The organism is Paenibacillus sp. NPDC058367 (genome assembly GCF_042723305.1).
Lineage (GTDB): Bacteria > Bacillota > Bacilli > Paenibacillales > Paenibacillaceae > Paenibacillus_AQ.
The window spans coordinates 692,116-716,388 of the sequence record NZ_JBHXIZ010000003.1; the positions used below are offsets into that span (position 1 = coordinate 692,116).

At 46.7% G+C, this 24,273-nt stretch carries 22 protein-coding genes; all 22 read right to left on the minus strand.

What is annotated here, in order from left to right; translation table 11 throughout:
• Nucleotides 1-76: 76 nt before the first annotated feature.
• The 22 genes from rpoD to ACFWMP_RS20080 all read right to left on the minus strand — a co-directional run bounded on the left by rpoD (nt 77) and on the right by ACFWMP_RS20080 (nt 24,273).
• A complete protein-coding gene (gene rpoD / locus ACFWMP_RS19975; RefSeq protein WP_042130309.1) occupies nt 77-1,210 on the minus strand; it encodes an RNA polymerase sigma factor RpoD in 1,134 nt (377 codons plus the stop codon).
• Between the two features lie 40 nt (nt 1,211-1,250).
• Nucleotides 1,251-3,071 (minus strand): DNA primase, encoded by a 1,821-nt coding sequence (dnaG, locus tag ACFWMP_RS19980; protein WP_379424550.1) that lies wholly within the window; start codon nt 3,069-3,071, stop codon nt 1,251-1,253.
• Nucleotides 3,072-3,110: 39 nt separating this feature from the next.
• Nucleotides 3,111-3,587 carry a YaiI/YqxD family protein gene (locus tag ACFWMP_RS19985; protein WP_042194373.1) on the minus strand — a complete coding sequence of 159 codons (477 nt, stop codon included), beginning with the start codon at nt 3,585-3,587 and terminating at the stop codon, nt 3,111-3,113.
• 239 nt (nt 3,588-3,826) lie between these two features.
• A complete protein-coding gene (glyS, locus tag ACFWMP_RS19990; RefSeq protein WP_379424551.1) occupies nt 3,827-5,902 on the minus strand; it encodes a glycine--tRNA ligase subunit beta in 2,076 nt (691 codons plus the stop codon).
• Nucleotides 5,895-6,782: a glycine--tRNA ligase subunit alpha gene (gene glyQ / locus ACFWMP_RS19995; protein ID WP_042130314.1), complete on the minus strand. Its 888-nt coding sequence runs from the start codon at nt 6,780-6,782 to the stop codon at nt 5,895-5,897. The genes glyS and glyQ overlap by 8 nt, the downstream gene beginning before the upstream one ends.
• 425 nt (nt 6,783-7,207) lie before the next feature.
• Nucleotides 7,208-7,963 (minus strand): DNA repair protein RecO, encoded by a 756-nt coding sequence (recO, locus tag ACFWMP_RS20000; protein ID WP_379424552.1) that lies wholly within the window; start codon nt 7,961-7,963, stop codon nt 7,208-7,210.
• A gap of 36 nt (nt 7,964-7,999) precedes the next feature.
• Nucleotides 8,000-8,143 carry a YqzL family protein gene (locus tag ACFWMP_RS20005; protein WP_076117313.1) on the minus strand — a complete coding sequence of 48 codons (144 nt, stop codon included), beginning with the start codon at nt 8,141-8,143 and terminating at the stop codon, nt 8,000-8,002.
• A 112-nt stretch (nt 8,144-8,255) separates the two neighbouring features.
• A complete protein-coding gene (gene era / locus ACFWMP_RS20010) occupies nt 8,256-9,149 on the minus strand; it encodes a GTPase Era (RefSeq protein ID WP_042190933.1) in 894 nt (297 codons plus the stop codon).
• 661 nt (nt 9,150-9,810) lie between these two features.
• The gene (locus tag ACFWMP_RS20015) at nt 9,811-10,230 is read right to left on the minus strand and encodes a cytidine deaminase (protein WP_042190934.1); all 420 of its coding nucleotides are present in this window, start codon (nt 10,228-10,230) and stop codon (nt 9,811-9,813) included.
• A 205-nt stretch (nt 10,231-10,435) separates the two neighbouring features.
• On the minus strand, nt 10,436-10,831 hold the full coding sequence (locus ACFWMP_RS20020) for a diacylglycerol kinase family protein (RefSeq protein ID WP_339243177.1): 396 nt from the start codon (nt 10,829-10,831) through the stop codon (nt 10,436-10,438).
• Nucleotides 10,831-11,328, minus strand: coding sequence for an rRNA maturation RNase YbeY (ybeY, locus tag ACFWMP_RS20025; protein ID WP_379424553.1), 498 nt, complete (start codon nt 11,326-11,328; stop codon nt 10,831-10,833). The genes ACFWMP_RS20020 and ybeY overlap by 1 nt, the downstream gene beginning before the upstream one ends.
• Nucleotides 11,325-13,580 carry an HD family phosphohydrolase gene (locus ACFWMP_RS20030; RefSeq protein WP_339243181.1) on the minus strand — a complete coding sequence of 752 codons (2,256 nt, stop codon included), beginning with the start codon at nt 13,578-13,580 and terminating at the stop codon, nt 11,325-11,327. The genes ybeY and ACFWMP_RS20030 overlap by 4 nt, the downstream gene beginning before the upstream one ends.
• A gap of 14 nt (nt 13,581-13,594) precedes the next feature.
• Nucleotides 13,595-14,566 (minus strand): PhoH family protein, encoded by a 972-nt coding sequence (locus ACFWMP_RS20035; protein ID WP_042190944.1) that lies wholly within the window; start codon nt 14,564-14,566, stop codon nt 13,595-13,597.
• 15 nt (nt 14,567-14,581) lie between these two features.
• Nucleotides 14,582-15,763 carry a sporulation protein YqfD gene (gene yqfD, locus ACFWMP_RS20040; protein ID WP_379424554.1) on the minus strand — a complete coding sequence of 394 codons (1,182 nt, stop codon included), beginning with the start codon at nt 15,761-15,763 and terminating at the stop codon, nt 14,582-14,584.
• Nucleotides 15,760-16,053, minus strand: coding sequence for a sporulation protein YqfC (yqfC, locus tag ACFWMP_RS20045; protein ID WP_060621997.1), 294 nt, complete (start codon nt 16,051-16,053; stop codon nt 15,760-15,762). The genes yqfD and yqfC overlap by 4 nt, the downstream gene beginning before the upstream one ends.
• A 169-nt stretch (nt 16,054-16,222) precedes the next feature.
• Nucleotides 16,223-16,774, minus strand: coding sequence for a hypothetical protein (locus ACFWMP_RS20050; RefSeq protein ID WP_379424555.1), 552 nt, complete (start codon nt 16,772-16,774; stop codon nt 16,223-16,225).
• Nucleotides 16,775-16,792: 18 nt separating this feature from the next.
• Nucleotides 16,793-17,794, minus strand: a complete 1,002-nt coding sequence (floA, locus tag ACFWMP_RS20055; protein WP_042190951.1) for a flotillin-like protein FloA — start codon at nt 17,792-17,794, stop codon at nt 16,793-16,795.
• Nucleotides 17,795-17,857: 63 nt separating this feature from the next.
• Complete coding sequence (locus tag ACFWMP_RS20060) at nt 17,858-19,222, minus strand: NfeD family protein (protein WP_042194375.1); 1,365 nt, start codon at nt 19,220-19,222, stop codon at nt 17,858-17,860.
• A gap of 139 nt (nt 19,223-19,361) precedes the next feature.
• Complete coding sequence (locus ACFWMP_RS20065; RefSeq protein WP_042190953.1) at nt 19,362-19,805, minus strand: GatB/YqeY domain-containing protein; 444 nt, start codon at nt 19,803-19,805, stop codon at nt 19,362-19,364.
• Between the two features lie 15 nt (nt 19,806-19,820).
• Nucleotides 19,821-19,994: a 30S ribosomal protein S21 gene (gene rpsU / locus ACFWMP_RS20070; RefSeq protein WP_036657994.1), complete on the minus strand. Its 174-nt coding sequence runs from the start codon at nt 19,992-19,994 to the stop codon at nt 19,821-19,823.
• A gap of 139 nt (nt 19,995-20,133) precedes the next feature.
• The gene (locus tag ACFWMP_RS20075; RefSeq protein WP_379424556.1) at nt 20,134-20,493 is read right to left on the minus strand and encodes a histidine triad nucleotide-binding protein; all 360 of its coding nucleotides are present in this window, start codon (nt 20,491-20,493) and stop codon (nt 20,134-20,136) included.
• Between the two features lie 366 nt (nt 20,494-20,859).
• The gene (locus tag ACFWMP_RS20080; RefSeq protein WP_379424557.1) at nt 20,860-24,273 is read right to left on the minus strand and encodes an AAA family ATPase; all 3,414 of its coding nucleotides are present in this window, start codon (nt 24,271-24,273) and stop codon (nt 20,860-20,862) included.

Here is a 24,273-nt window from a genome sequence, read left to right on the forward strand (position 1 = left end):
TCAGCACTTTTAGGGTCGTAATTCAAATAAAAGAACCTCCTGCTACTGAGCAGCAGAAGGTCCAGTTCATGAAATACTATTCAAGGAAATCCTTAAGCCGTTTACTGCGGCTAGGGTGACGAAGCTTACGCAATGCTTTAGCTTCAATCTGGCGAATCCGTTCGCGGGTAACACCGAACACTTTGCCCACTTCTTCAAGTGTTCTCGTCCGGCCATCATCTAGGCCAAAACGCAGACGAAGTACATTCTCTTCACGCTCCGTGAGCGTGTCCAGTACATCCTCCAGCTGTTCCTTCAGCAGTTCATAAGCTGCTGCATCCGCAGGAGCCAAGGCTTCCTGATCCTCAATGAAATCTCCCAGATGAGAATCGTCTTCTTCACCGATCGGTGTTTCGAGCGATACTGGCTCTTGGGCAATCTTCATGATTTCTCTAACTTTCTCAACCGTCAGCTCCATCTCAGCCGCAATTTCCTCTGGCGAAGGTTCACGTCCCAGTTCTTGTAGCAATTGACGAGAGACACGAATCAGCTTGTTGATCGTCTCGACCATGTGTACAGGAATACGAATCGTACGTGCCTGATCCGCAATCGCGCGGGTAATGGCCTGACGAATCCACCAAGTTGCATACGTACTAAATTTGAACCCTTTGTTATGGTCAAATTTCTCTACCGCTTTGATCAGACCCATGTTACCTTCCTGAATCAGATCAAGGAACAGCATACCGCGTCCAACATAACGTTTAGCAATACTTACAACGAGACGAAGATTCGCTTCCGCAAGACGACGTTTAGCTTCCTCGTCACCATTCTTAATCCGCATAGCAAGCTCTACTTCATCGTCAGCCGACAACAGCGGAACGCGTCCAATTTCTTTTAGATACATACGGACAGGGTCATTAATCTTAATCCCTGGCGGCAGTGACAAATCATCATCAAAGCTGAACTCATCGCCCTCTTTGTCTTCATTGTCCTCATTTGGCCGGAGGCTGTTAACCTCCTCATCGTTCTCGTTTACAACTTCAATCCCCAAATCACTGAGTTGTTCATAGAACTCCTCCATTTGCTCGGGGTCTTGATCAAACGGCGATAATTTCTCCATAATATCTTTGTATAGCAATGATGATCTTTTCTTGCCTTGCTCAATAAGCTGATCCTTAACCTGATCCAAAGTAAATTCTGCTTCCAATTCAGTATGCTGATCGTTCGCCATAATTCGACTCCCTCCTCCCTAGGTACATCCTGTCAACATTTCATTGTCTCTCTAGGGCTATAATCTCACTTGCTATTTGTGCCGCACGCAAAAAGTCACCTGACTTTTCCGCCTGAATCATCTCTTCACGCTTCTGATCCATCTTGCGCTGCAGTGGGTATTTCCGTACTTCACGGATACAATCATCCAGCACCTGCATATTCCAGTCTGGAGGTGTATCCATCATGGAAATTGATGTAGCAGTTTTCTCTAGACGATCATCCTGAAGCGATGATAGAAACCGACTAATGCCGGGTGGTTTGCCTTGCGCGTAATAGGCATATAGATAAGCGGCAATTGCCGCATGATCATCGATGTTGAAATCTTCTCCGAGGCGTTCGCCCACATACGTGGCGGCTTCCGGGTCCTGAATCATAAAGGACAGTAGACGCCGTTCCGCAACATGATAAGCGGGCAGCAAAGTTGGTGTCTGCACTTGCCCTTTTTTATGCCTACCATTATTCCACCTTTTGTCGTTATTATCCCCTTCAGGGATGTTTTTTTGCATCGATGCCCTAAGTAAATTACAATCCTGCTTCAAACTATCATATGAAAGTTCCAGCTCAGAAGCGATTTCCCTTAGGTAAACCTCTCTCTCAGTCGAGGAATGTAACGAAGCAATGACCTCCAAAGCTTCTTTGACGTAGGCAATTTTGCCATCTTCCTCTAGGAGTATATGGTTTTTTTTCAGATATATAAGCTTAAATTTTATGGATGAAACCGCTGAATCAATAACCTGATCCATAAACCTTTCTCCACCATGCATTGAGATGAATTCATCTGGATCGAGTCCGCTTGGCAGTAAGGCGATCTTTACACGCAAGCCACTGCCTTCAAGCATTGGAATGGACTTCATAGCAGCTGCTTGTCCTGCCCGGTCACCGTCATAAGACAGTACAATTTCATCGGCCAGACTCTTCATCAGTGCTACATGACTTTCAGTTAAAGATGTTCCCATTGTTGCTACACCGTTATGCACACCTGCTTCCCAAGCCGAAATGACATCTCCGTATCCTTCAAAGAGGACGATTTGCCGCGTTTTGCGGATGGATGCTTTGGACTGGTGCAAATTGTATAAAATCCGGCTTTTGTTAAACAATCTACTCTCTGGAGAATTAAGATACTTGGGTTGTCCTTCACCAAAAATTCTTCCGGCAAACGCAATCACCTTGCCTGTGCGGTTCGCAATCGGAAAAATAATCCGACCACGGAAACGGTCTATATAGCCTTTACCCTCACCTCGGGCAGACAAGAGTCCACCTTTCTCCATCTCAGCAAGGTCAAAATTCCGTTTCTCCAAAAATTGTACCAAAGTATCCCAGCGGTCCGGAGCATATCCGATCTGAAACTGGTCAATCATTTTATCGCTGAAGTTCCGGGCTCTTAAATACTCCATTGCGGCTTTGCCGTGTTCCGTATTCTTCAGCAAGTAATGATAAAACTTTGCAGACCATTCATAAGCTTGAATCAACCGATCGCGTTCCGGATCAGGAGGAGACATTAGGCCTCCCTTACCTTCAGGAACGGGAATATCACTTTCTTCAGCCATTATTTTGACGGCTTCGGGGAAGGTTAATCCTTCGATTTCCATCCTAAATTTGATGGCATTTCCACCCATGCCGCAGCCAAAGCAATGAAATACTCCCCGGTCGGGGGTAACTGTAAAGGAAGGGGTTTTCTCCGAATGGAACGGGCAGAGGCCCCATAAATATTTCCCCTGCTTGGACAAATGGACTACCTTACCGACTGTATCGACAATATCATGACGTGCAAGCACGCTTTCGATAACTTCTTCCGGAATATTCCCGTGTCCGCTAGCCACTTCAACCACCTTCAATTCTTAACAAATAAATATAATTCGCTATTGCTCCACATTCTCCTGCAAAAGTATTAAAAGTTTTGTCATTTTATGTTGAAAATATATTTTTTCTTCTGCCGTTATAGGTTTTGGACCCTTAGAATAATGTCCCCGTCTTCGTTCCACGGCCCTGGCATGCCTGCCTTCCAACATAAAATCCATTTTGGAATCGTCATATTCCTGGCCACGAAAAGAAAGAACACTGCAACGTTTCCCTAGTGCAAGTGCTGCGAGACCATAGTCCCCAGTCAATACCACATCTCCAGCAGAAATATGATTGGCAATATATAGATCGGCGCTCTGATCTCCCCGGTCCACCTGCACAACCGTTACACCCTCTTCAGCTTTCAGTGCATGGTCATAAGAAGATACCATCAGTACCGGCACACCAAAGGCGCGGCCAACTTCAGCAATCTCTTTTTTGACCGGACAAGCATCCCCATCCACGACTATAGTTCTAGACCGGGACTTCTTCTCCATGATCATCACCAATTTCCCGTGTAATATATATACGCCCTTACCGCAAGAAATCCTTCTTTCTATGCATAAATACGGAACGGATGTCAAATGACGCATTGGCACCGTTCCGTATATTTATACCCCAAACCAACATTCTATACCATAAGACACAAACTTTTCTTATAGATGTTGTTCAAAAAGCTGTCCTTTAATCAAATGTCGAATCTTGAATTCAGCCGGGAACTTCGGTGCTCAGTCGTTTACCAAACGAGCTTGCCAAAATCAGCAAACGCCTTGGAGTCAGCATCAATACCAGCTAGCAAAGCTAAACGGTTAGCACGTACCTGCTCATCCTCTGCCATAACCATAACTGAATCGAAAAATGCTGTAACAGCATCTTTTAGACCCGAGAGAATACGGAGTGCCTCTTCGGCATTATTCGCGGACATCGCTTCAAGATACGGTGTGTGTAATTCCTGCCATGTATTGTACAGCTTCAGCTCAGCATCTTCTTTAAGTAAAGAAGGATCAATCACTTCACTGGTTGCTTTAGCTGCCAAATTACTGACACGAGTGAGTGAATCTACTGTAATTTTAAAGTCTGCTTGGTCTAACACAGCACCCATAAGCGCACGGCTTCTGCCCACAACATCTACCACGTTGTCAAAGCCAGCTGCTGTAACAGCGTCCACAACATCATAGCGTACATTGTCGGATAAAAGTCGTTTAACACGCAGACCGAAGAACTCGTACAGGTTTATACGTAGTTCATCGTCAGAATGTTTCGAATTCCCTGAATTATTATGAATTTCAATCGCTGCTTCAAAAATCTCGCGCAGCGTAATCGGCAATTTATGCTCCAGCACGATTTGAACAATCCCTGCAGCCTGGCGACGCAGTGCGTAAGGATCCTGAGAGCCTGTTGGGATAATACCGATAGAGAAGCAACCTACAATCGTATCGATCTTGTCCGCAATGCTGACAACTGAACCGGCATCCGTCGATGGTACTGCATCACCCGCGAACCTTGGCTGATAATGCTCGAAGATTGCTTTTGCCACAGTTTCAGGTTCTCCTGCTTTGCGTGCATAATCTTCACCCATGGTGCCTTGAAGTTCTGGGAATTCATAAACCATTTGAGTCACAAGGTCGAATTTGCAAATATCAGCAGTCCGACTTACTTCAGAAAGGGTTATATCAGACAATCCCAACTTTACAGCAAGACGATCGGAGATTTGGCGAATACGACGCACTTTATCTCCAACACTGCCAAGCTCTTCATGGTAGACGATATTCTCCAATTTGGCTAGTGCATCATCAATCTTCATCTTTTGATCTTCTTGATAGAAGAATTTAGCATCTGATAGACGAGCACGGAGTACCTTCTCATTACCTTTAGCAATAACATCCAAAGATACTGCATTCCCGTTACGCACCGTTACGAAGAAAGGCAGAAGTTTGCCCGCTGCATCAAATACCGGGAAATACCGCTGATGCTCACGCATCGAAGTAATCAGCACATCCTGTGGAATGTTCAAGAAAGATGGGTCGAAGGTTCCGAACAACACGGTTGGTGTTTCAACTAGGAACAGTACTTCCTCCAAAAGATCCTCTTTGATCGCAATCGTCCAGCTTTTTTCTTCAGCCAATTGATTGATTTGTTTCAGGATCAATTCTTCCCGTTCCTTCACGTCTACAAGGACATGCTGCGCACGCATGCTCTCAACATATTGTGCAGGCTCCGAAATTACAGTCTCTGTGCCCAGAAAACGATGTCCACGGCTCACATTACCCGCTTTTACATCCGTAATTTCCAAATCAATAATATCTTTCCCGAAAAGAGCAACTAACCAGCGGATCGGACGCACGAATTTAAAATCGTAAGCTCCCCAACGCATGTTTTTCGGAAAAGTCATCGCATTCACAATCCCTAAAAGCCCTTCTGAAAGAAGCGAAGCTGTCTCTACCCCAGCACTATTTCTAGTAGCATATATATACTCTACTCCAGCTAGCTCTTTGAACGTAAATTGCTCCGGAGATACACCCTGACTGCGGGCAAATCCTAAAGCAGCTTTGCTCCAGTCCCCGTTTGCATCCAGTGCGATTTTGCGTGATGGTCCTTTGACTTCTTCGCTGATATCCTCTTGCTTCTCAGCCGCATCCTTAACAAAAACAGCGAGACGACGTGGCGTTGCATAAGCAGTAACTCCAGCATGGGTAATCCGTGCAGAATCCAACCACTTGGATGTTCTATCTTGCAGCTGTTCCATCGCAGCGCGGATAAAACGTGCAGGAATTTCCTCCAGACCGATCTCAAACAGGATATCTTTAGACACGGTCAGCACCTTCTTTCTTCAGCAGCGGAAAGCCAAGCTTCTCGCGTTCCTCAAGATATGTTGCCGCTACAGAGCGGGCAAGATTACGCACTCGGGTAATAAATCCAGTCCGTTCAGTAACGCTGATGGCTCCACGTGCATCCAGCAGATTAAAGCTATGTGAGCATTTCAACACGTAATCATAGGCAGGGAACACAAGATGCTGCTCCATCGCTCTACGCGCTTCTTCTTCGTACATGTTGAACAGTGAAAAAAGCATTTTTACATCAGATACTTCAAAGGTGTAAGTAGAATGTTCAAACTCCGGTTGATGAAAAACATCACCATAAGTCATGCCGCTAACCCATTCAAGATCAAATACATTTTCTTTATCTTGAATGTAGGATGCTAGCCGCTCCATTCCGTAAGTAATTTCTACGGCAACTGGATTGGCCTCAATTCCACCGACCTGTTGGAAGTACGTAAACTGAGTGATTTCCATACCATCTAGCCATACTTCCCATCCTAGACCTGCACAACCCAGTGAAGGGTTCTCCCAGTTATCCTCAACAAAACGGATATCATGCAAGAGCGGATCAATGCCGAGTGCTTTCAAACTATCCAAGTAAATCTCTTGAATGTTATCAGGCGATGGTTTGATAATGACTTGAAATTGATGATGCTGATACAGACGGTTCGGATTCTCCCCATAACGTCCATCGGATGGGCGACGTGAAGGCTCTACGTACGCAACTCTCCATGGTTCAGGACCTAGTGAGCGTAAAAATGTCATAGGGTTCATCGTGCCGGCGCCTTTTTCAGTGTCATAAGGCTGTACGATAATACAGTTCTGTTCAGCCCAGAACTGCTGCAGCGTCAAAATCATCTGCTGAAAGTTCATAATACCGTCTCCTTCGCTTTACAAGTTTTTTAGTTCATCTTGCTTAAAACTTCTTACCATGGAGGCGGCATTTTTCGCTCCTGACAGCAACAAAAAACCCCCGCCCCCATGCCTGATTAACAGACATAGGGACGAGAGCTTAACTTATTCTCCCGCGGTTCCACCCTACTTGATTCCATTCCTTGATTCAGCAATATCACTTGCTAAAGACAAGAACGAAATCCACTTTCATTCGCCATATCCGTACTCCCGGGTGCCATGTTCATGAACATTGTCCCGCCAGGCTCTCACTACCCCCAGCTCGCTGAATCGCGACAATATCGCTCATTACTTTCCCGATCAATGCACGTTCTCCCGAAGTGGAGCAAAACGGCGATAATCTTATAATTAAACTGTTCCTATAGTAACGGAAAAATCAGATTTCGTCAAATCTTGTACTTGTCGAGCTGATCCAGGAAATTCTGTGATTTTAGCTTTAATCCAAGCTGCACATCCATAAAGGCACGCATAATTTTTTTTAGCTCATCACGGCTGCTTTCTTTGACATCCACATTCCCTAATCTAGTTAGATCAAGTCTGGCGAATAAGCGTAGTAATTTCAACGCACGAGCAGAGACCTCCATTGCTGGAGGATCATTATGTTTACAGCTGCGGCAGAGTGCTCCACCAAGGCGAGGGCTTATCAGCAGTTGTTCATCAGGCTTTTCTGCTCCACATATCACACAGGTGTCGAACTCTGGACCATAACCGGCTGCTTGCAAAATCTTCATTTCATAAACATTTATGATAACTCCAGGTTCCTTATCTTCTTCAAGTGCGTTCAAGCAGGCCGTAAGCTGGCGAAACCAGAAGTTCCCCGTCTCCTCATCATGCAGGACTTTATCAAGCAGTTCACAAGCGTATGATGCATATGCTGCTTTAATCAAATCCTCACGCAGAGGGTGGTGAGACTTCGTGATCTCGCCGGAATTCAGCGTTCCAAGACCTCCGTTATTTCTAAAAAAAACAAATTCCCCGACGGTGAACAACTGGATCAGGGCAGCATGGCGGCTCTTAACCTTCTTAGCACCTCGTACCAGAACTCCTACTTTCCCGGCGTTCTCGGTGCAAAGCGTAATAATTGCGTTCCCCTCGCCGTAGTCCATGCTGCGGATGACGATCCCTTCCACCCTGTGTAGCATGCCTCTTCCCCCAACCATTCGGCAAGCAACCAGTCCTTATTGCGCTTCTTCATCACAGACCTTCTCTTCTTCCACTAGCTGTAATCCACTGTCTTCAAGTGGATAGCCAGCTTCCTTGTATAGCAGGTAAGCATCGACGTCTCCTGTCATTGCAAAATACTTCCACGAAAAGTTTCGCATTCGTATTCATCCTTTCTTGGGAAAGACGATGTCTCTTCAAGAATTAGGATGTGCGATGAGCCAGGTTCTATCCTTGCAATTCCTGCCAAACGAGGAATGACAGATAAAGATCTTAAAGGTCTTTATGGAAGCCCAAATCCCGCAGAACGCGGTCCTGATTACGCCAGTCTTTTTTCACTTTTACCCATAGCTCCAGAAAAATCTTCGAACCCAAAAGGTTCTCAATGTCAGTCCGAGCACGTCTGCCAACCTCTTTCAGCAGCGCACCTTGCTTACCGATAATGATCCCCTTCTGAGAATCACGTTCAACAAAAATAACGGCAGACACATGCACAACACCATTCGGCTCAACCCTCATATCTTCGATAGCCACAGCAATGGAATGCGGTACTTCTTCGCGCGTCAAATGCAGAATCTTCTCACGAATTAGTTCTGCGCACACAAATTGCTCAGGGTGATCCGTAATTTGATCTTCTGGGTAGTATTGCGGACCTTCTGGTAAATACTTAGCGACTTGCTCTAATAGCGTGTTAACATTGCTACCCATCTTGGCAGAAATTGGAATGATTTCAGCAAAGTTATGCAGCTTGTTATACTGAGCCATAAGTGGGAGCAATGCTTCCGGCTCTATTTTATCGATCTTGTTCAGTACAAGAATAACTGGCGTCTTAAGTCCGTTTAATTGCTCAGCAATGTATCGGTCTCCACCACCCAAACCATCTGCAGCATCCACAAGGAACAGCACAGCCTCAACTTCACCCAGCGTGCTCATTGCAGTTTGGTTCATGTAGTCGCCTAGCTTGGACTGTCTTTTATGAATACCTGGTGTGTCCAGGAACACGATTTGCGAATTATTCGTTGTATAGACCCCATGGATTTTGTTTCTAGTGGTCTGTGGCTTATCCGACATGATTGCAATCTTCTGTCCAATAACCTGGTTCATGAGTGTCGATTTGCCTACGTTCGGTCTGCCGATAATTGCGACAAAGCCTGATTTGAATTTCATATTATCTTCCTTCCATACTTTCCTTCTAGTTCAATCTTTTTCAATCATTCAATCTTTTTCAAAGCTTTTTCGATCCCCCTAAATCCCCCTTAGCCAAGGGGGACCCCAAGGGCCCCGGCCCTCTGGACACCCGGAAATAGGCGTACCTGCAACGTTCGGCGGGATTAGAAACGGTCGTGCATGAGCGCTTTCGTCCCCTATCGGGGACACGCTTCACTGTCGCTTATTCACACGGTTCGCATTAAGCTCACCATGGATAAAGATTACTGAGATGCAGCTTACAGGCAGGGTTTCAAGTTACGATGTGCAAAGAATCGCTAGCGGCTTCGCCGCGGCGCTCACCTCGTAATGTTACTCTAACAACACATAATTTACATCATTCTAGCTTAATTGATGATGACTGCACAATTTTAATTGTACTTTGTACAACTAATTTGAGTTTGAATTTATGTTTTGGTGTTTTAGTTGTATTCTGTGCAATTAAATCCTGTCTTAAGAGCCAAATATAGACTATATCATAAATTTAGTTGCACTATCTGCAACTAAATTCATTTTTGTGCGAAAGAGTAGCATTTAACTGTACATTGTGCAATTAAAGTAGCAACCTTCGTCTAACTATACCTGATTCGCCTTTAAACAGGCATTAAATCAAACCCTCATTTTATTCTGGAGCTTGTCCTTGCTTCAGATCTACGGGACCAAAAGCGCCGGGAAGTAATTCTCCCACCGTGGTCTCAACAATATCGCCCTTCATGTTTCCAAGGATAACCTTCATGTCTGGTGAACACAACTCAATCAGAACTTGGCGGCATACACCACAAGGAGATACGGGGCCATCGGAATCGGCAACAACGGCAATTGCCTTGAAAGAACCGATAGCATGACCGTCGGCAACGGCACGGAATAACGCAGTCCGCTCTGCACAATTGGTTGGGCCAAAAGCAGCATTTTCTACATTACATCCGTGATGAATATGACCATCCTGATCAAGGAGGGCGGCTCCGACTCCAAATCGGGAGTAGGGAATATATGCCTTAGCACGTGCTTTAATCGCTTCTTGCATAAGAAGAGCGGAATCCATATTTGGGTCCTCCTAAAGTTTTGTTAGCATTACTTCACTGATTTGCTTCGTACAAAACTTGCTTCGAAAGCATCCACTTAGTTTTGTTAGCATTACTTCATTGAATTTTCTTCGTACAAAACTCGCATCCTAAACATCCAGTAACCAAAGAGGCGGAATCGCAAAACGCGGGTCCGCCTCTCCCCTGAATTGAATTGTAACCTGATTATGACATAAGTCCGGTAATCCAGTCCATCACCGGGTGGTAAAAAACATAGACCCCGACTAAGACAGCAAACACCGCCGTAAGAAGCACAGCTCCTGCGGCGGTATCTTTTGCCCTCTTAGCCAGTGGGTGAATCTCCGGCGAGATCAGGTCTACCGTCGCTTCAATTGCTGTATTGAGCAACTCGGCGGTTAAGACAAGCGTGATGGAGAAGAGCAGCAACATCCAACTGACCAGCGGAAGTCTGAACACGGCAGCGGCAACAAGTACAACCACAGCCAAACAGCAATGCACCTTCATGTTAAGCTCGGATTTGAATGCCGACACGATGCCTTGCGATGCAAACCGAAAAGAGTGCCAGAACTTCTTATGTCCTACCGCCGTGTTCTTCACCATTAGCGAGTCAACCCAACCTGAGCTAGTACTTCCTCTTGCTTAGACATCATTTCAGCCTCTGAAGCTTCATCCTGATGATCATATCCTAACAAATGCAGAAATCCGTGCACAAAGAGGAAACCAAGCTCACGCTCCAGCGAATGACCATATTCCTGCGCTTGCTCCTGAGCACGAGTTACGGAAATGATGATATCTCCCAGTACATCCGGAACATCTTCCAGCGCTTTGCCTTCTTCTACTTCGTATATAATGTCCAGCTCGTCCTCTCCGCTTTCATTCATCGCAAAAGAAAGTACGTCCGTCGGACGGTCAATTCCCCGATATTCTAAATTCAACTCATGTATACGAACATTATCGACAAAAGTAAGAGCTACCTCGCCCCGATCGATCCCTTCCGCTTCACCTGCTTTTTGCAAAATATTCTCCAGCAGCGTAATGAGATCGTCCTTTATCTCGTATTCTTCCTGCTCGTTATCCCAAACGATCTCCAAACTCATGGGTTAGCTGCCCCTTCCTCTTTTTTCGGCTTACGCACATCTTCTGGGTATTCGATCCGTGAATGGAAAATCCCCATGACCGTTTCTTTCAGCGTCCGTGCAATAATGTCCAATTCTTTAATCGTTAAATCACATTCATCAAACTGATGATCATCCAGTCGACTTTTAATAATCTTCTCAATCATCGTTTCCACCTGCAGAACAGTTGGCTTACGCAAGGATCGCACCGCAGCTTCAACACTGTCGGCAATTCCTACAACAGCCGATTCCTTCGACTGGGCTTTAGGGCCAGGATAACGGAAATCTTCCTCGGTAAAATCAGGCTCTACACCTTTTTCTTCCGCTAGCTTCAGGGCTTTATGGTAAAAATAATGCAGGAACGTCGTCCCATGATGCTGCTCAGCTATATCACGAATCGGTTTGGGCAGCTTATATTCTCGTTGCATTTCCACCCCATCGCGGGCGTGAGCTACAATGATAGATTTACTAAGCTTCGGTTCAATAGAGTCATGTGGGTTTTCCATATTATTCTGATTTTCAATAAAATAAAACGGACGTTTTGTTTTACCAATATCATGATAATACGATCCTACCCGGCACAATAAGCCATCTGCTCCAATCGCTTCTGCGGCCGCTTCTGACAGGTTACCTACCATTACGCTATGGTGGTAGGTTCCTGGTGTTTCCGTAAGAAGCTTGCGCAATAAGGGATGGTTCGGATTAGACAACTCTACCAGCTTCAGGGCAGATAGAATGCCAAAGGTAGCTTCAAAGAAAGGCATCAGACCAATCACAAGCACTGCAGTCAAAAGCCCACTCGCAAAAGCAAAACCAACAGCATATAGCGTGCTTACATCTTTCCACTCACCACCAGCTAAGAGGGTCAGCATAAAGACGGTCACACAGCCAAAAAGGGATACCATAATCCCGCCTTTTAATAATGTGGAACGCTGGCCTGCACGATGAGTGGCAAAAATAGCTACATAACAAACAACAATTGAAAAGAAGCCAAAGGTAAAATCAAACACCGAATTCTGCTGAACATTCAAAATGATACTGGCGAGTATACTGATCAGAATTGAACAGAAATACGCTAATGTCATATCCAGAAGCATCGTGATCAGCATAGCGCCGATAGCTACCGGTGCCAGATACCCGAGATAGGAATGGACATCCGTCTGCAAAATTGCGGTCAATCGCATGGAGATGATCGTAATAACAAACACAAGCACCAGCATTAATAACTGGGAATTATTATACTTGAAGCCCGCAGTTCCGCCAGAGTAACGGATAAACACCATCAGACCTGCAGATAGCATGGTAGCAAGTAATAACAATCCAACTTGAGGCCAATAGTTGACCTCATTGCTTAGCAAGCCATTCTCATCCAAAAGGGCGTACAGCTCAGGGGTGATTTTTTGCCCTTTAGCGACAAGAACGTCCCCTTGTTCAATAAACACATCAGGTGTGTTCTCACGAGCCTGTACCTTCGCTTCCTTCGTTGCATCTTCGTCATAGAACTTATTGCTTGTAATAACGAGCCGGACTAACTCTTGCACAACCTCACGCGCCGTACGCTGACTCAGAGAGCTGATACTGACCTGCTCCGCCACTTTGGCGCGCGCAGTCTGGGCGTCCGTGATTTGATCGTTCATCAGCCTAGTCACAATATCACGAGCGACAGGCTTCATTTCGATAATGTCCTGAGAGGTCAGTCGCGGAATCTTAATGTAAGTTTCATCTGGAATGACATAGGTCTGCTCTTTTATGACAGATTGCATTTCTTCCAAAAGATGATCGGAATAAGTGCCTCCGCCCCGATTTGAGGCTATGAAATTCAAAATAAAATCACTGGCTCTCTGCGGGATTTCATCACGATAAATTTCAGTTTTATCACTTTGCGAAATCAGGTCATCCTGATTCAGGCGATCAATCCGGTCCAGCAGTGATGTCACAAGATTATCGGCCCGCATCGGGATAATTTTATACTTAGGAGATACACCTTCGGCTGCTTCTTCCGCTGCCTTTAGTGTTGCCTTCTTGTCCAAAATTTGCTTGGGCGCTGTTATCTCCTTCGCGCTGAGCGTATTCTCTTTAATATCGTACCGCTTAGGCAGTAGATCGGGCGACAGACTGAAGTAGAACACAAGTCCGAGTAACAGGAAAAGAGCATAGCGTGTCGCCGCGCTATACTTCCATCCGTTGTTCGTATATACAAATCCGCTTAATTTAGATGGTTGCTTTGAAGCCATGAAGACAATCCCCTTTATTGGAGGTTTTCGGCAGAGCGGTCATAGGCAACGATAATTTTCTGCACCAGGGAATGCCGTACTACATCCTGCTCCGCAAAATAAACAAAACCGAGTTCTTCTATGCCGGATAAAATCGCTTTAGCCTCAATCAAACCGGATTTCTTGCCGCGAGGCAGGTCAATCTGGGTAACGTCACCCGTAATCACCATTTTGGACCCGAAGCCGAGTCGAGTCAAAAACATTTTCATTTGCTCAGGCGTTGTATTCTGGGCTTCATCCAAAATAATAAATGAATCATCCAGCGTACGACCACGCATATAAGCGAGCGGAGCAATTTCAATCAACCCCCGTTCAAGTGCCTTAGCCACCTGATCGGGCCCCATAACGTCGTATAAGGCATCATATAACGGACGGAGGTATGGATCTACCTTTTCTTGCAAATCCCCTGGGAGGAACCCTAGACTCTCTCCTGCTTCTACTGCTGGGCGCGTAAGAATGATACGCTTAACAGAACCTTCTTTAAGTGCCGTAACTGCAAGCACTACCGCCAAGTAGGTCTTACCCGTTCCTGCAGGACCGATTCCGAATACAATATCACGCTTCTTGATCGTTGTCACATAATGCTTCTGGCCAATCGTTTTGACACGGATAGGCTTTCCACGAAAAGTTGTTGTAATTTCTCCCTTGAACAAATCGAGCAATTGATCGACTCGAAAGTCTTTCGCCAGCTCCACAGCGTACTGCACATCACGTTCAGTAAGTATGTAACCGCTCCGAATGAGGGACAGCAACACATTAAACAATTGTCCCAGCATGTCTACTTCCCGCTCCGCACCACGTATCGTTAACTCTGCTTCACGGGAATCAATAATAGCAGGAATTTCACTCTCGATGATTTTTAGGAATCCATCTTGCGGGCCGAACAGCGATTGCGCTTCTCCCGCATTTTGCAAAGTAATACGAATGCTTGCAGTCTGTTCTGACAAGTAGCCTCATTCTCCTCAATTGTTTACTATTGGCAGTTCTTCGGAAATTTTTTCTTCTACTTCAAAGATCACTTTCATATAAACTTTACCATTCTCTTTCTTCTCATGCAAAACTTTTTGACTTTTGATGACGCTATCAACGCCATAACGTGCCAAAATATCATTCTTCGCTCGCTCTATTCCCTTTTCAAATCCAACCTCTGGAGTTAATGTCTCACTTGTTTCACTAATCTCCATTTCTTTCTCAGTCATTAGGCCCAGCGGCAGCTTAATGGACCGCCAGGACAGCGGATCATGCTCAGTAAGTGTTCGTGATTTCTCAAAAGGAGAATCGCCATAACCCCATAGCTGGATAGCCCATTTACCAAGCACCAGATAGGTTCGGTCCTTACGCTCCCCTGTATATGAGCTATTTGTTGTTGTAAGAGGCACCTCTATATTGTATTCATGCCACACTAAACCCTTAACCTCACCTTTAGCCACCACGTACTGTACATTCTCTTCGTCGCCTAAAGCACCCGAGATCAGGATATCCCCTTTTTTAACCCGTGAGTTACGCGCTACAACCGGTCTGCCCTGCTCCGCATATATTTCAGTTACCACCGCATCTGTTCTGCTAATCAAATGCCGCTGACTAAGCAGAGGTTTGATATCCGGCTGTTTAGATTCTACCACCTGAATTTTAATGCTCGTCCCCGTCCGCTGCACCCCTATCCATGAAACGCCGGGTAATTGGGCCAGGAGCCCCTTAGAGAGCTTGTCCGGCTCATCCAGACGCCATATCCATTGAAAAGGATACACCCCCTCCTGGCGAGCAGCTGCCAATATATCCTCGGAGGCAATTTTTTCATTCCCCTCGACTCTAATGCTCCATACCATCGTAGATAACATAAAGAGCATAATCCCGAATATCAATATTCCCATGCCAAAAAATTTACGTTTCCAAAGCCGCGCCATCAAAAAAGGCAGTCCGCTTCTTCCTGTAACGTGCATCCGACAGCCTGTCTTCTTTAAAATCGGACGGAGGACATAAAAATCATTCAGAAGCAGCTTAAGGGAAGCGCCGCCCTCAGCGGGCCTCACATCCCAAATCACTATACCTGCTTCAGAAATGACATTAATGAATCTCTCCACCTGAGGCCCCGTCACATGCAGTGTAACGAATCCCCGCAGTGATGAAAGAGGTGGTTCCTTCATGATTTCCCCTCGCTTTCTTTATATCTGATCTCTCCGATAATGCCTTCTACCGCCAGCTCCTGACCAAGAATATTGCGAATGACAAGATCCTCGCCTGTGATTTCAAGCGATCCTTTAGCTAACGCGAGCTTAAGCTGGCCTGAGGAAAAATGCAGCACGCCGCGATGATTCTCGATATACAGTTCCTTATTGCCGATCAGGGTGATCCGGGGCATTTCCTGTAGTAAGTCCTGTGGTAAATCCAACACCCCGTTTGTCCATCCCCGCAGCCTGCGGCCAATACGGGTCATAAGTAGACGCTCCCCCTTCCTGCCTTCTGTACACCTTATGCGGCAACGCTTTTGTTTATGAGAAGAACTCATAAAGGAGCACCTTTCAGGTATAAAAAACATAAAAAAGCCTCAGCTTTCCTATCGTTAAGATAAGAAAGCTAAGGCTTAATTGTTACTTGACCGAAAATTACGATCTTCGGGAGGAATGCGGCTGGCGAGCACGCGGAGGTCCTAGAATCTCCGCCCAAACCACACCATTACGCAGCTCATCCCTATTCCCTGTTCTATTTGACTGAACATCTGTCTCAGGGGATGAACTCTTCGTCTTCTTCGATCTAGGATCTGCTCCCGCTATTCCATCAAAAGCAGATTGAAGACGCCGCACCTCTTCCTGCATTCTTTGTGTGCGTAACTCAACTCCGTCATCAGCATGCTCCAAAGACATACCTTCTCCAGTAGAATAATCTGGTGTCGGGATGTACGCAGGCTCTGGAAAGGCTGGTGATGCGTCATACTCACGGGAGGATGTAGTAACAGGAGCAGGAAACCCGCTACCAGACTGTTCTGGCTGATCTCTGTTCCCGTCTACATCCTTATTACGGTGGAGAGGATTCCCGTCTCCTCCACCGAAGGTCGGCATCCCTCCGCGTGTAGTACCTTTGGGTTTGTTCTTCGTAGCTTTGTTCACATTGGATACAATCGCGAAGATAATAACCGCAACAATATAGATCCAGCTCATGGAGATTCACATCCCCTTTTATTTATTATTGTTAGGACGGTTATTGTCGTCCTGATCATTCATTTTGCCGAGGGAACCGCGCATTTGGGTATCCGCCTCGATATTTTTGATGTTCATGTAGTCCATCACACCGATTTGACCATTTCTGAGTGCCTCAGCCATCGCCATAGGCACCTGAGATTCAGCTTCCACAACAAGCGCCTTCATCTCAACTACACGCGCTTTCATCTCTTGCTCATGAGCGACAGCCATTGCTCTGCGTTCTTCTGCCTTAGCTTGTGCAATACGTTTATCCGCTTCTGCTTGTTCGGTTTGAAGATACGCACCGATGTTCTTGCCTACATCGATATCCGCAATATCAATAGAGAGTATCTCAAAAGCAGTACCTGAATCCAGACCTTTCGACAATACCGTCCGAGAAATCAAATCCGGGTTTTCCAAGACATCTTTATGTGAATCACTTGAACCTACTGTCGTTACAATCCCTTCACCAACACGGGCAATGATTGTTTCTTCACCCGCACCACCCACGAGACGGTCGATATTAGCACGTACAGTTACACGTGCTTTTACCTTAACTTCAATCCCGTTTTTAGCGACAGCCGCAACAACTGGTGTTTCAATTACACGAGGGTTAACGCTCATTTGTACCGCCTGAAGCACATCGCGTCCTGCAAGATCAATAGCCGCTGCGCGTGTAAATTCCAAAGGAATATCTGCACGTTGTGCTGCAATAAGCGCATTAACCACCCGGTCTACGTTACCACCTGCGAGATAGTGGCTCTCCAGTTGATTAATATTCAGTCCAAGACCTGCCTTAGTCGCTTTAATCATTGGATTAACGATTCGACTTGGCGTTACACGACGCAGTCTCATCGCTACTAGGGTAATAATACTAATCCTAACCCCTGACGCCAATGCAGAAATCCAGAGCATGACCGGGAAGAAGCTTAAAAAGACACTCAACAAAATGACTACGACTACCGCAATCAACAAAAAAGTAATTAAAGATGCTTCCATAACTTTACAACCTCCAGTAAATTATTGTGGAGCTACTATTCGCCATACCTTTTATCTTTTACCTTATTCCTTAATTTCCTTCACTACAATCCGTCCGCCCTCAACTTTTACAACAGAGATCGGTGCATTAACGCTAATAAAGCTGCCTTCAGTAACGACATCTACTCGCTCGCCGCCAATCATAGCCGTTCCGGATGGACGAAGTGGAGTAACACTGTTTCCTATAGCTCCAACTAAGCTTAACTTCTCTTCAACAGGTACAAATCCCTGATCTTTAGAGAGCGTATCCTTTAAAATAAACCTATTCCAAATTCCACGTTCTTTAAATGCGACAGCCACAATCACAATGACTACTGTTGCAGCCGCGAATGCGATACCGAGACTAAACAATGCATGTGTGAAGCTGTATGCTGCGCGTACGACACCTGCCACAAGGCTCACGGAACCAAGTATCCCCAATATCCCAAAGCTCGGCACGAATAGCTCCAGCACAAGCATGACAAGTCCGATTATGAACAAAAGCCAAGTCTCTGATCCGGCAAACCCTGCTACAGAATTTCCGAAAAAATATAAAACAAAGGCTAATGTCCCAATAATCCCAGGTGCACCGAAGCCTGGAACGATCAACTCAATCACAATGCCTGTGATCCCGATGAATAGCAAAATCGTCATAATAATCGGATTCGTCAGAAATTGCGACATTTTCTCGGCACCCGTATGCTCCACACGAAAAATGTCATCTGTAGTATAACCTAACCAAGTAATCGCCTCTTCTGGAGTGGTTGTAATTTGATCAGCATAACCAGCTTTTAAAGCTTCGTCACTAGACAAGGCAATAATTTCACCCTGCGCTTTAGATACGCCAAGATCTGGCTTATCCACAACCAAATTACTATCGACCATTCCCGCAGCAATATCAGGATCACGCTCATTTAGAGCAGCGGCTCCAATCATTTTTGATTTCCAGTAGGAGACCATCTTCGCGTCATCTACTTTCTGGCCGCTACTATCTACTAGAGATGCAGAACCGATCATGCTGCCCGGCTTCATGATGATTGCACCTGCGTTAAGTGCTATGTAACTGCCTGCGGAAGCGGCATCACCTTTAATAAAAGCAGCCGTAGGTATGTCACTATCTCTTACCATCGTCCCAATCTGTTCTGCTGAACTCACCAGTCCACCCGGTGTATCCACCTCCAGTACAATTAGAACCGCTCCATAATTAGCAGCTTCGGCAAAGCCTCTTTCCAAAAAACTTTGCAGACCTCTTTCAATTTTCTGATCAACCGGAATAATAAACACAGGGCCTTTCTTCATCTCACCATTCGCAGCCTTTGGTGCTTTTGGTACCGTTACATCAGCGCTGACATTCGGGATAAACGGCGTTAAGAGCAATAGCAGTAAAACAACTGGAATGCTGGCTAACATAATTTTCCGTAATCTTTTCAATGTTTTTACCTCCTTTCTTCAACTTGACCCGGGACACATAAACTTTATTACGTTGTAAGCGTAATTACGTTTCAAAACAAAGAAAAGCACCCCTTTTACAAGGGGTGCTGGCGCTATATTATTGCAGAAATTGCTGAACCGCTTGGTTCACGAGTTTACCATCGGCGCGACCTTTGACCTTAGGCATCAGTGCGCTCATGACCTTACCCATTTCGCTTTTCGAAGAAGCACCGGTTTCCTGGATGGTCTGCTGTACAATTGCTTTAATTTCTTCTTCGGAAAGTTGCTCGGGAAGATACTTAATAATAATCTCGATTTCTGCCTTCGTACTCGCGGCAAGCTCGTCGCGACCCGCTGATTCAAATTCTTGGAGGGCATCTTTGCGCTGTTTGATTTCACGACTAAGGATATCAAGCACTTCGTTGTCGTCCAATGTTCTCTTCAAATCTATTTCAAGATACTTTATTGTAGAACGAACCATTCGAATCGTGGAGAGCGTGAACTTGTCCTTACTCTTCATCGCTTGCTTCATATCTTCGTTCAATCTCTCGCTAAGATTCATGCGTGGGTAATCCTCCTAAAACTTTCTCTTACGAGCAGCCTCAGACTTCAGCTTTTTCTTAACGCTTGGCTTTTCGTAATGTTTGCGTTTCTTCACCTCAGCCAAGACACCATCTTTTGCGATGGAACGTTTAAAGCGACGAAGTGCAGCATCAATTGTCTCGTTTTTGCGAACTTTCGTTTCAGACACAGTTTCCCCTCCCTCCGACCATACCGTCCAAGAGCATAACACGGTTTATCAAATTCCATTATAGGTCAAACGGAAATAGGGTGTCAACCTTCGTGTTATTCTTTTTTTCTGGCAAGTTCTTCAACATTTAATGATTGTACTATGCGTGAGAAGCTGAGTTTCCTGTGAGAGCTCCCAGCTTGGCCCCACCAAGCAAGTGATAATGAAGATGAGGCACAGCTTGTCCACTATCTGGACCACAATTATTGATCAAACGATAACCAGATTCGGCAATCCCAAGGTCGATAGCGATCTGTTGCGCTACACTGTGAATTTCTGCAATTAGCGAAAGATCCTCAGGTGTGACATCATTCATGGAAGCAATGAACTTCTTTGGAATGATCAACACATGTACCGGTGCAGCCGGCTCGATGTCGTAGAATGCAAGAATACGTTCGTTCTCAAATACTTTTTTGGAAGGAATAGTACCCTCAATAATTTTGCTAAACACGGTCTCCATAGAGTGCTTGCCTCCTAAAAATTGGTGAAATTTCACTTCATCATAAGATAATCATACAGGATAATCACCAATTACGAAAGACGCTAGAAGATTCAACATCCACACTCTAAAACTGTATCTATTACAGAATGAAATCCGTTTACAAATGAAGTTGAGCTATATATACACCCGTAGGGCCTAAAAAGGCAAAAAAAAGAGAAACACCCTTCACAGCTTATAAAGCTGATTCGGCGGCGGACGTATGAAAAGGAGTACATTCCCGGTCATACGTCCGCCGAGGTGTTTCTAAAGTAATGTCGGCTTAGCTGTATTATAACAGCGCGTTGATGCTGTATCTGTGATATCGATCACACAGTTTAGAATGCTTCACATTTTTTCCAAAAGGATACGAGATCCCCCTCCACCTTGTTCAGCAGGAACTACCACCAGCTTGCGCGGCAACCTTGCACGAAGCTCTGGAACGTGGCTGATAATACCGACAGACAGCTGGTCATTATGCAACCTTTCAAGTGAAGTAATCACTGTATCCAGCAGCTCTGGGTCGAGAGTACCAAACCCTTCATCCAGGAAGAAAAATTGCAACGGATATTGCCCACGCAGCTGGATCTGAGCTGAAAGAGCAAGTGCCAGCGAAAGGGATGTTAGGAAGGTCTCTCCGCCAGACAGGGTTGAGACAGGTCTTCTCACCCCGCCGTTCCCGTCATCACGGATCACAAAGCCGCCACCCGAATCAACCTCCAATGCATAACGCTGTTTACTCAGGAATCGAAGCCGCTGGGAAGCGGACTGACACACCTGCATCAATTGTTCCTCAGCAATGTACTCAACAAAGGCGTTCCCACGTAAGACCGTCTGTAGTTTGGAGAGTTGATCTTGCATAGATGCGTGCTCAATCCGCTTAGCTTCAAGCTCCATCCAGCGAATATGTCGATGCCACAGGTCCTCCAGATCACGCTCTGCACGTGCTCTTGCCTGAAGAGATACTTCATCCTCAGCCTTGCTTTCTCTTAAGATCCCCTGACTTTCTTGCCATTCTTCTTCACTTAAGCTGGCTCCGTCAAGCTTCTCTTCAATATTACGCAGTTGCAACGAGACCTCAGCTTCTTCGGCACGATGAGCACGTACTCGGGAATAAGCCATTTCCCTTGCTTCGGATGTGAGCGCTGCTCCTTCAACCTCGGTGGCTGAACTAAACGGTGAAGAAGCCAAGCTTTGTTCCCAATGACTGGTAGCTGCTACGTAATGTTCACGCGCAGATTCCGCAGCCTGGCGAGTAATCGCTGCTTCCTTAACCTCATGCTGAGCCTTCTCCGCCGCTGCGAGATGTGACTGCTTGCTTGTCTCCATAGCAGTTAACAATTCCTGCAGACGTCCTTCACATTCCGCTAGAAGAGGAGCAGCAGCACGACCATTCGTCCACTCCAGTAGACGCTGTTCTTTTTCACGCTGCAATTCTTCCTTGCCTTCGATCTGTGTGATCCACTGAGCCAGCTCTTTATCCAGCCCCGTTATGGTTTCTTGAAGGTTCTGCACTGAAGCACTTTTCTCCTCCAGAAACTTGACACTGATATCAAGTCGAGATCTAATTTCTTCAGCTTGTGCATCCTTAGCTAACAGATCACGGTAAGCTTGTTCCACTTCTCCAGGTGCCATATCCGGGAACTGCTGTGTCCAGTTCTGCCGTAGAGCCGTTAGCTGGGCGCTGAGTTCCTCAGCTTTGGCAGCAATTCCTTCTACCCAGCTCCGTTCACCTGCGACAGCTGCCGCTTCTTTGAGGCACAGCTGCTGAACCTCCTGCATCGATTGCTGCCACTCTACCGCAGTTCGGCGTACTTCACCTGACTGTCCTTTTAATCCCAAATGTGCAGCTTCAAGTTCTGCCAAGGCTTTTTCATCTGGAATGATTAAATCGGTGGAAGTAACTGCACTACTTACTTCTGAACCTGCAGCTGCAGGGTGATTTGCCGCTTCGATGACTTCATTTCCAAATACCTGCTCCAGCCATACTTGATCCTGTTCGCGAAGACCACGGAACAGATGACGAGCTTCCAAAGCCCGTCTAGACAATGTTCGAACTTGCTGAAGCTTCATTTCCAGTTCTTGCTGCTCTAAGCTATCCTGCAATAATGCAGGTGCAGGATGATGCTCGCTGCCGCATACAGGGCAGGGTTGTCCTTCTTCCAGCTCCTTAGCTAGTGCTAACGACAATCTGTGAAGCTCTTGATCCTTCATAGCCGCTTCCAAAGAGCTGACATGTTGCTCCAGACGCTCCGCTGTGGTACGCGCAGCTTCTTCTGTCGCCAGCAGCTTCTCTTGATGCAGCGCCGCCTCGCGGATCAGTTGCCCGCGAGCAGCTTCCTGCAGCTCGCGACGGCCCTCGTCCTCCGCGAGTCTCGCCTGCGCAGCCGCGAGTGCAGCGTCACGCTCGCGGCGCTCCTTCTCCGCCTTATCCCACTGGGATTCGGCGGAGTGTAGCCCTTGCAGTCTCTGCATCGCTTCTTGCAGAGACTGCCGCTCCTGGGAGCGGACACCGAGCGGCTGCAAGCTCTGCTGCAGCTCTTGCTGGCGCTTTTGGCCCTTGGCCAAAAGCTCACGCTCCCGGGCCATGCCCTCCCGCAGCTCCGCTAGCTTGCGGGAGGCCTCTTCGCGGCGCTCGCCCAGAGCCGCGAGTTCGCGCCGTAGGCCGCCGAGCTCGGACTCGAGCTCGAGCGCGCGGCGGTAGGTGCCAACCCCCTCCCGGAGGGCCGGCTCTTCCGCCGCAAGTGCGGCCTGCGCAGCAGCCGCGACGGCAGCGGCACGCGCCGCCTCCTGCTCGGCGGCGGCGGCCATCACCTCTTGGCCCTCCGCGCGGGCCAATCGGCTCTTAAAGGCTTCTTCCGCGCTGCGCCATGCTTTCAGCGCGGGAAGCCTTGCCTCGGCCTCGTCAGCTTGGCCGAGCTTCTGTTCAAGGAGGAGAATCTCCTCCTCCTTGGCGAGCAGCCCCTGCCGCTGCAACTCGCGGCGGGTCCGTTCCTCTTGGAGCTCGCGTATACGCGCGAAACGCTCCGAGACCTGCAGCGCCGCTTCCAGCTTGCGGCGGCATTCCGCAGCATAAAGGGTGGCCTGCTCGAGGCGCTCAGCTGCTGCCTCTACATCTCCTTTGCCTGCGCTGCCAAGACCCTGCTGCTCAGCGATAAGCGCGCGGAGCGCAGCCTCATTCTCCTTCACCCGGCGACTAAGCTTAATTGCCAGCTGATCGCCATACTGTTCCAGATGGAACAGGCGTTGCAGCATTTGCCGACGATCTACGCCACGAAGTGATAAGAATTCGGCAAATTTCCCCTGCGGCAATACAACCGCTCGCGTGAAGTCATCCATTTTTAGACCGATATGCTCCTCCACACAGCGCGTAACATCTGCGAGCTTATCCGCCATAACATTATCACCGTCAGGTGTGATTTCAATGAAACGGCTAATCGTGTTGCTGACAGTTTGTTCACCAGTCCGCTTGAACTTCCTTTCAACACGATAACGATGTGCCCCCGCGGAAGAAGTGAGCTCAAAGGTAAACGCCACGCTGAGTGAATCTTCAGAGTGGTTCATAATCCCCTGTGTTCCATTAACGGCACGTTCCACTTTCCCGTACATCGCCAAAGTAATAGCATCCAGCAAGCTAGACTTGCCGCTGCCCGTAGGTCCAAAAATCCCAAACAGACCCGTCTCACACAGACTTTCAAAATCTATTTCTTGCATTTCTCTATAACTCTGTAATCCTGCTACTTTTAATAGAATAGGTTTCAC

Bases quoted from the DNA above. Each gene is read 5' to 3' on its own strand.
- ACFWMP_RS20075 (WP_379424556.1), bottom strand. From the start codon at position 20,493: ATGGAGACCGTGTTTAGCAAAATTATTGAGGGTACTATTCCTTCCAAA.
- ACFWMP_RS19985 (WP_042194373.1), bottom strand. From the start codon at position 3,587: ATGGAGAAGAAGTCCCGGTCTAGAACTATAGTCGTGGATGGGGATGCT.
- recO (WP_379424552.1), bottom strand. From the start codon at position 7,963: ATGCTACACAGGGTGGAAGGGATCGTCATCCGCAGCATGGACTACGGC.
- ACFWMP_RS20065 (WP_042190953.1), bottom strand. From the start codon at position 19,805: ATGAATCTTAGCGAGAGATTGAACGAAGATATGAAGCAAGCGATGAAG.
- ACFWMP_RS20060 (WP_042194375.1), bottom strand. From the start codon at position 19,222: ATGTTAGCCAGCATTCCAGTTGTTTTACTGCTATTGCTCTTAACGCCG.
- glyQ (WP_042130314.1), bottom strand. From the start codon at position 6,782: ATGAACTTTCAGCAGATGATTTTGACGCTGCAGCAGTTCTGGGCTGAA.
- rpoD (WP_042130309.1), bottom strand. From the start codon at position 1,210: ATGGCGAACGATCAGCATACTGAATTGGAAGCAGAATTTACTTTGGAT.
- ACFWMP_RS20050 (WP_379424555.1), bottom strand. From the start codon at position 16,774: ATGAGCTGGATCTATATTGTTGCGGTTATTATCTTCGCGATTGTATCC.
- yqfD (WP_379424554.1), bottom strand. From the start codon at position 15,763: ATGAAGGAACCACCTCTTTCATCACTGCGGGGATTCGTTACACTGCAT.
- ybeY (WP_379424553.1), bottom strand. From the start codon at position 11,328: ATGAGTTTGGAGATCGTTTGGGATAACGAGCAGGAAGAATACGAGATA.
- yqfC (WP_060621997.1), bottom strand. From the start codon at position 16,053: ATGACCCGTATTGGCCGCAGGCTGCGGGGATGGACAAACGGGGTGTTG.
- ACFWMP_RS20020 (WP_339243177.1), bottom strand. From the start codon at position 10,831: ATGGTGAAGAACACGGCGGTAGGACATAAGAAGTTCTGGCACTCTTTT.
- era (WP_042190933.1), bottom strand. From the start codon at position 9,149: ATGAAATTCAAATCAGGCTTTGTCGCAATTATCGGCAGACCGAACGTA.
- ACFWMP_RS20015 (WP_042190934.1), bottom strand. From the start codon at position 10,230: ATGGATTCCGCTCTTCTTATGCAAGAAGCGATTAAAGCACGTGCTAAG.
- floA (WP_042190951.1), bottom strand. From the start codon at position 17,794: ATGGAAGCATCTTTAATTACTTTTTTGTTGATTGCGGTAGTCGTAGTC.
- ACFWMP_RS20030 (WP_339243181.1), bottom strand. From the start codon at position 13,580: ATGGCTTCAAAGCAACCATCTAAATTAAGCGGATTTGTATATACGAAC.
- ACFWMP_RS20005 (WP_076117313.1), bottom strand. From the start codon at position 8,143: ATGCGAAACTTTTCGTGGAAGTATTTTGCAATGACAGGAGACGTCGAT.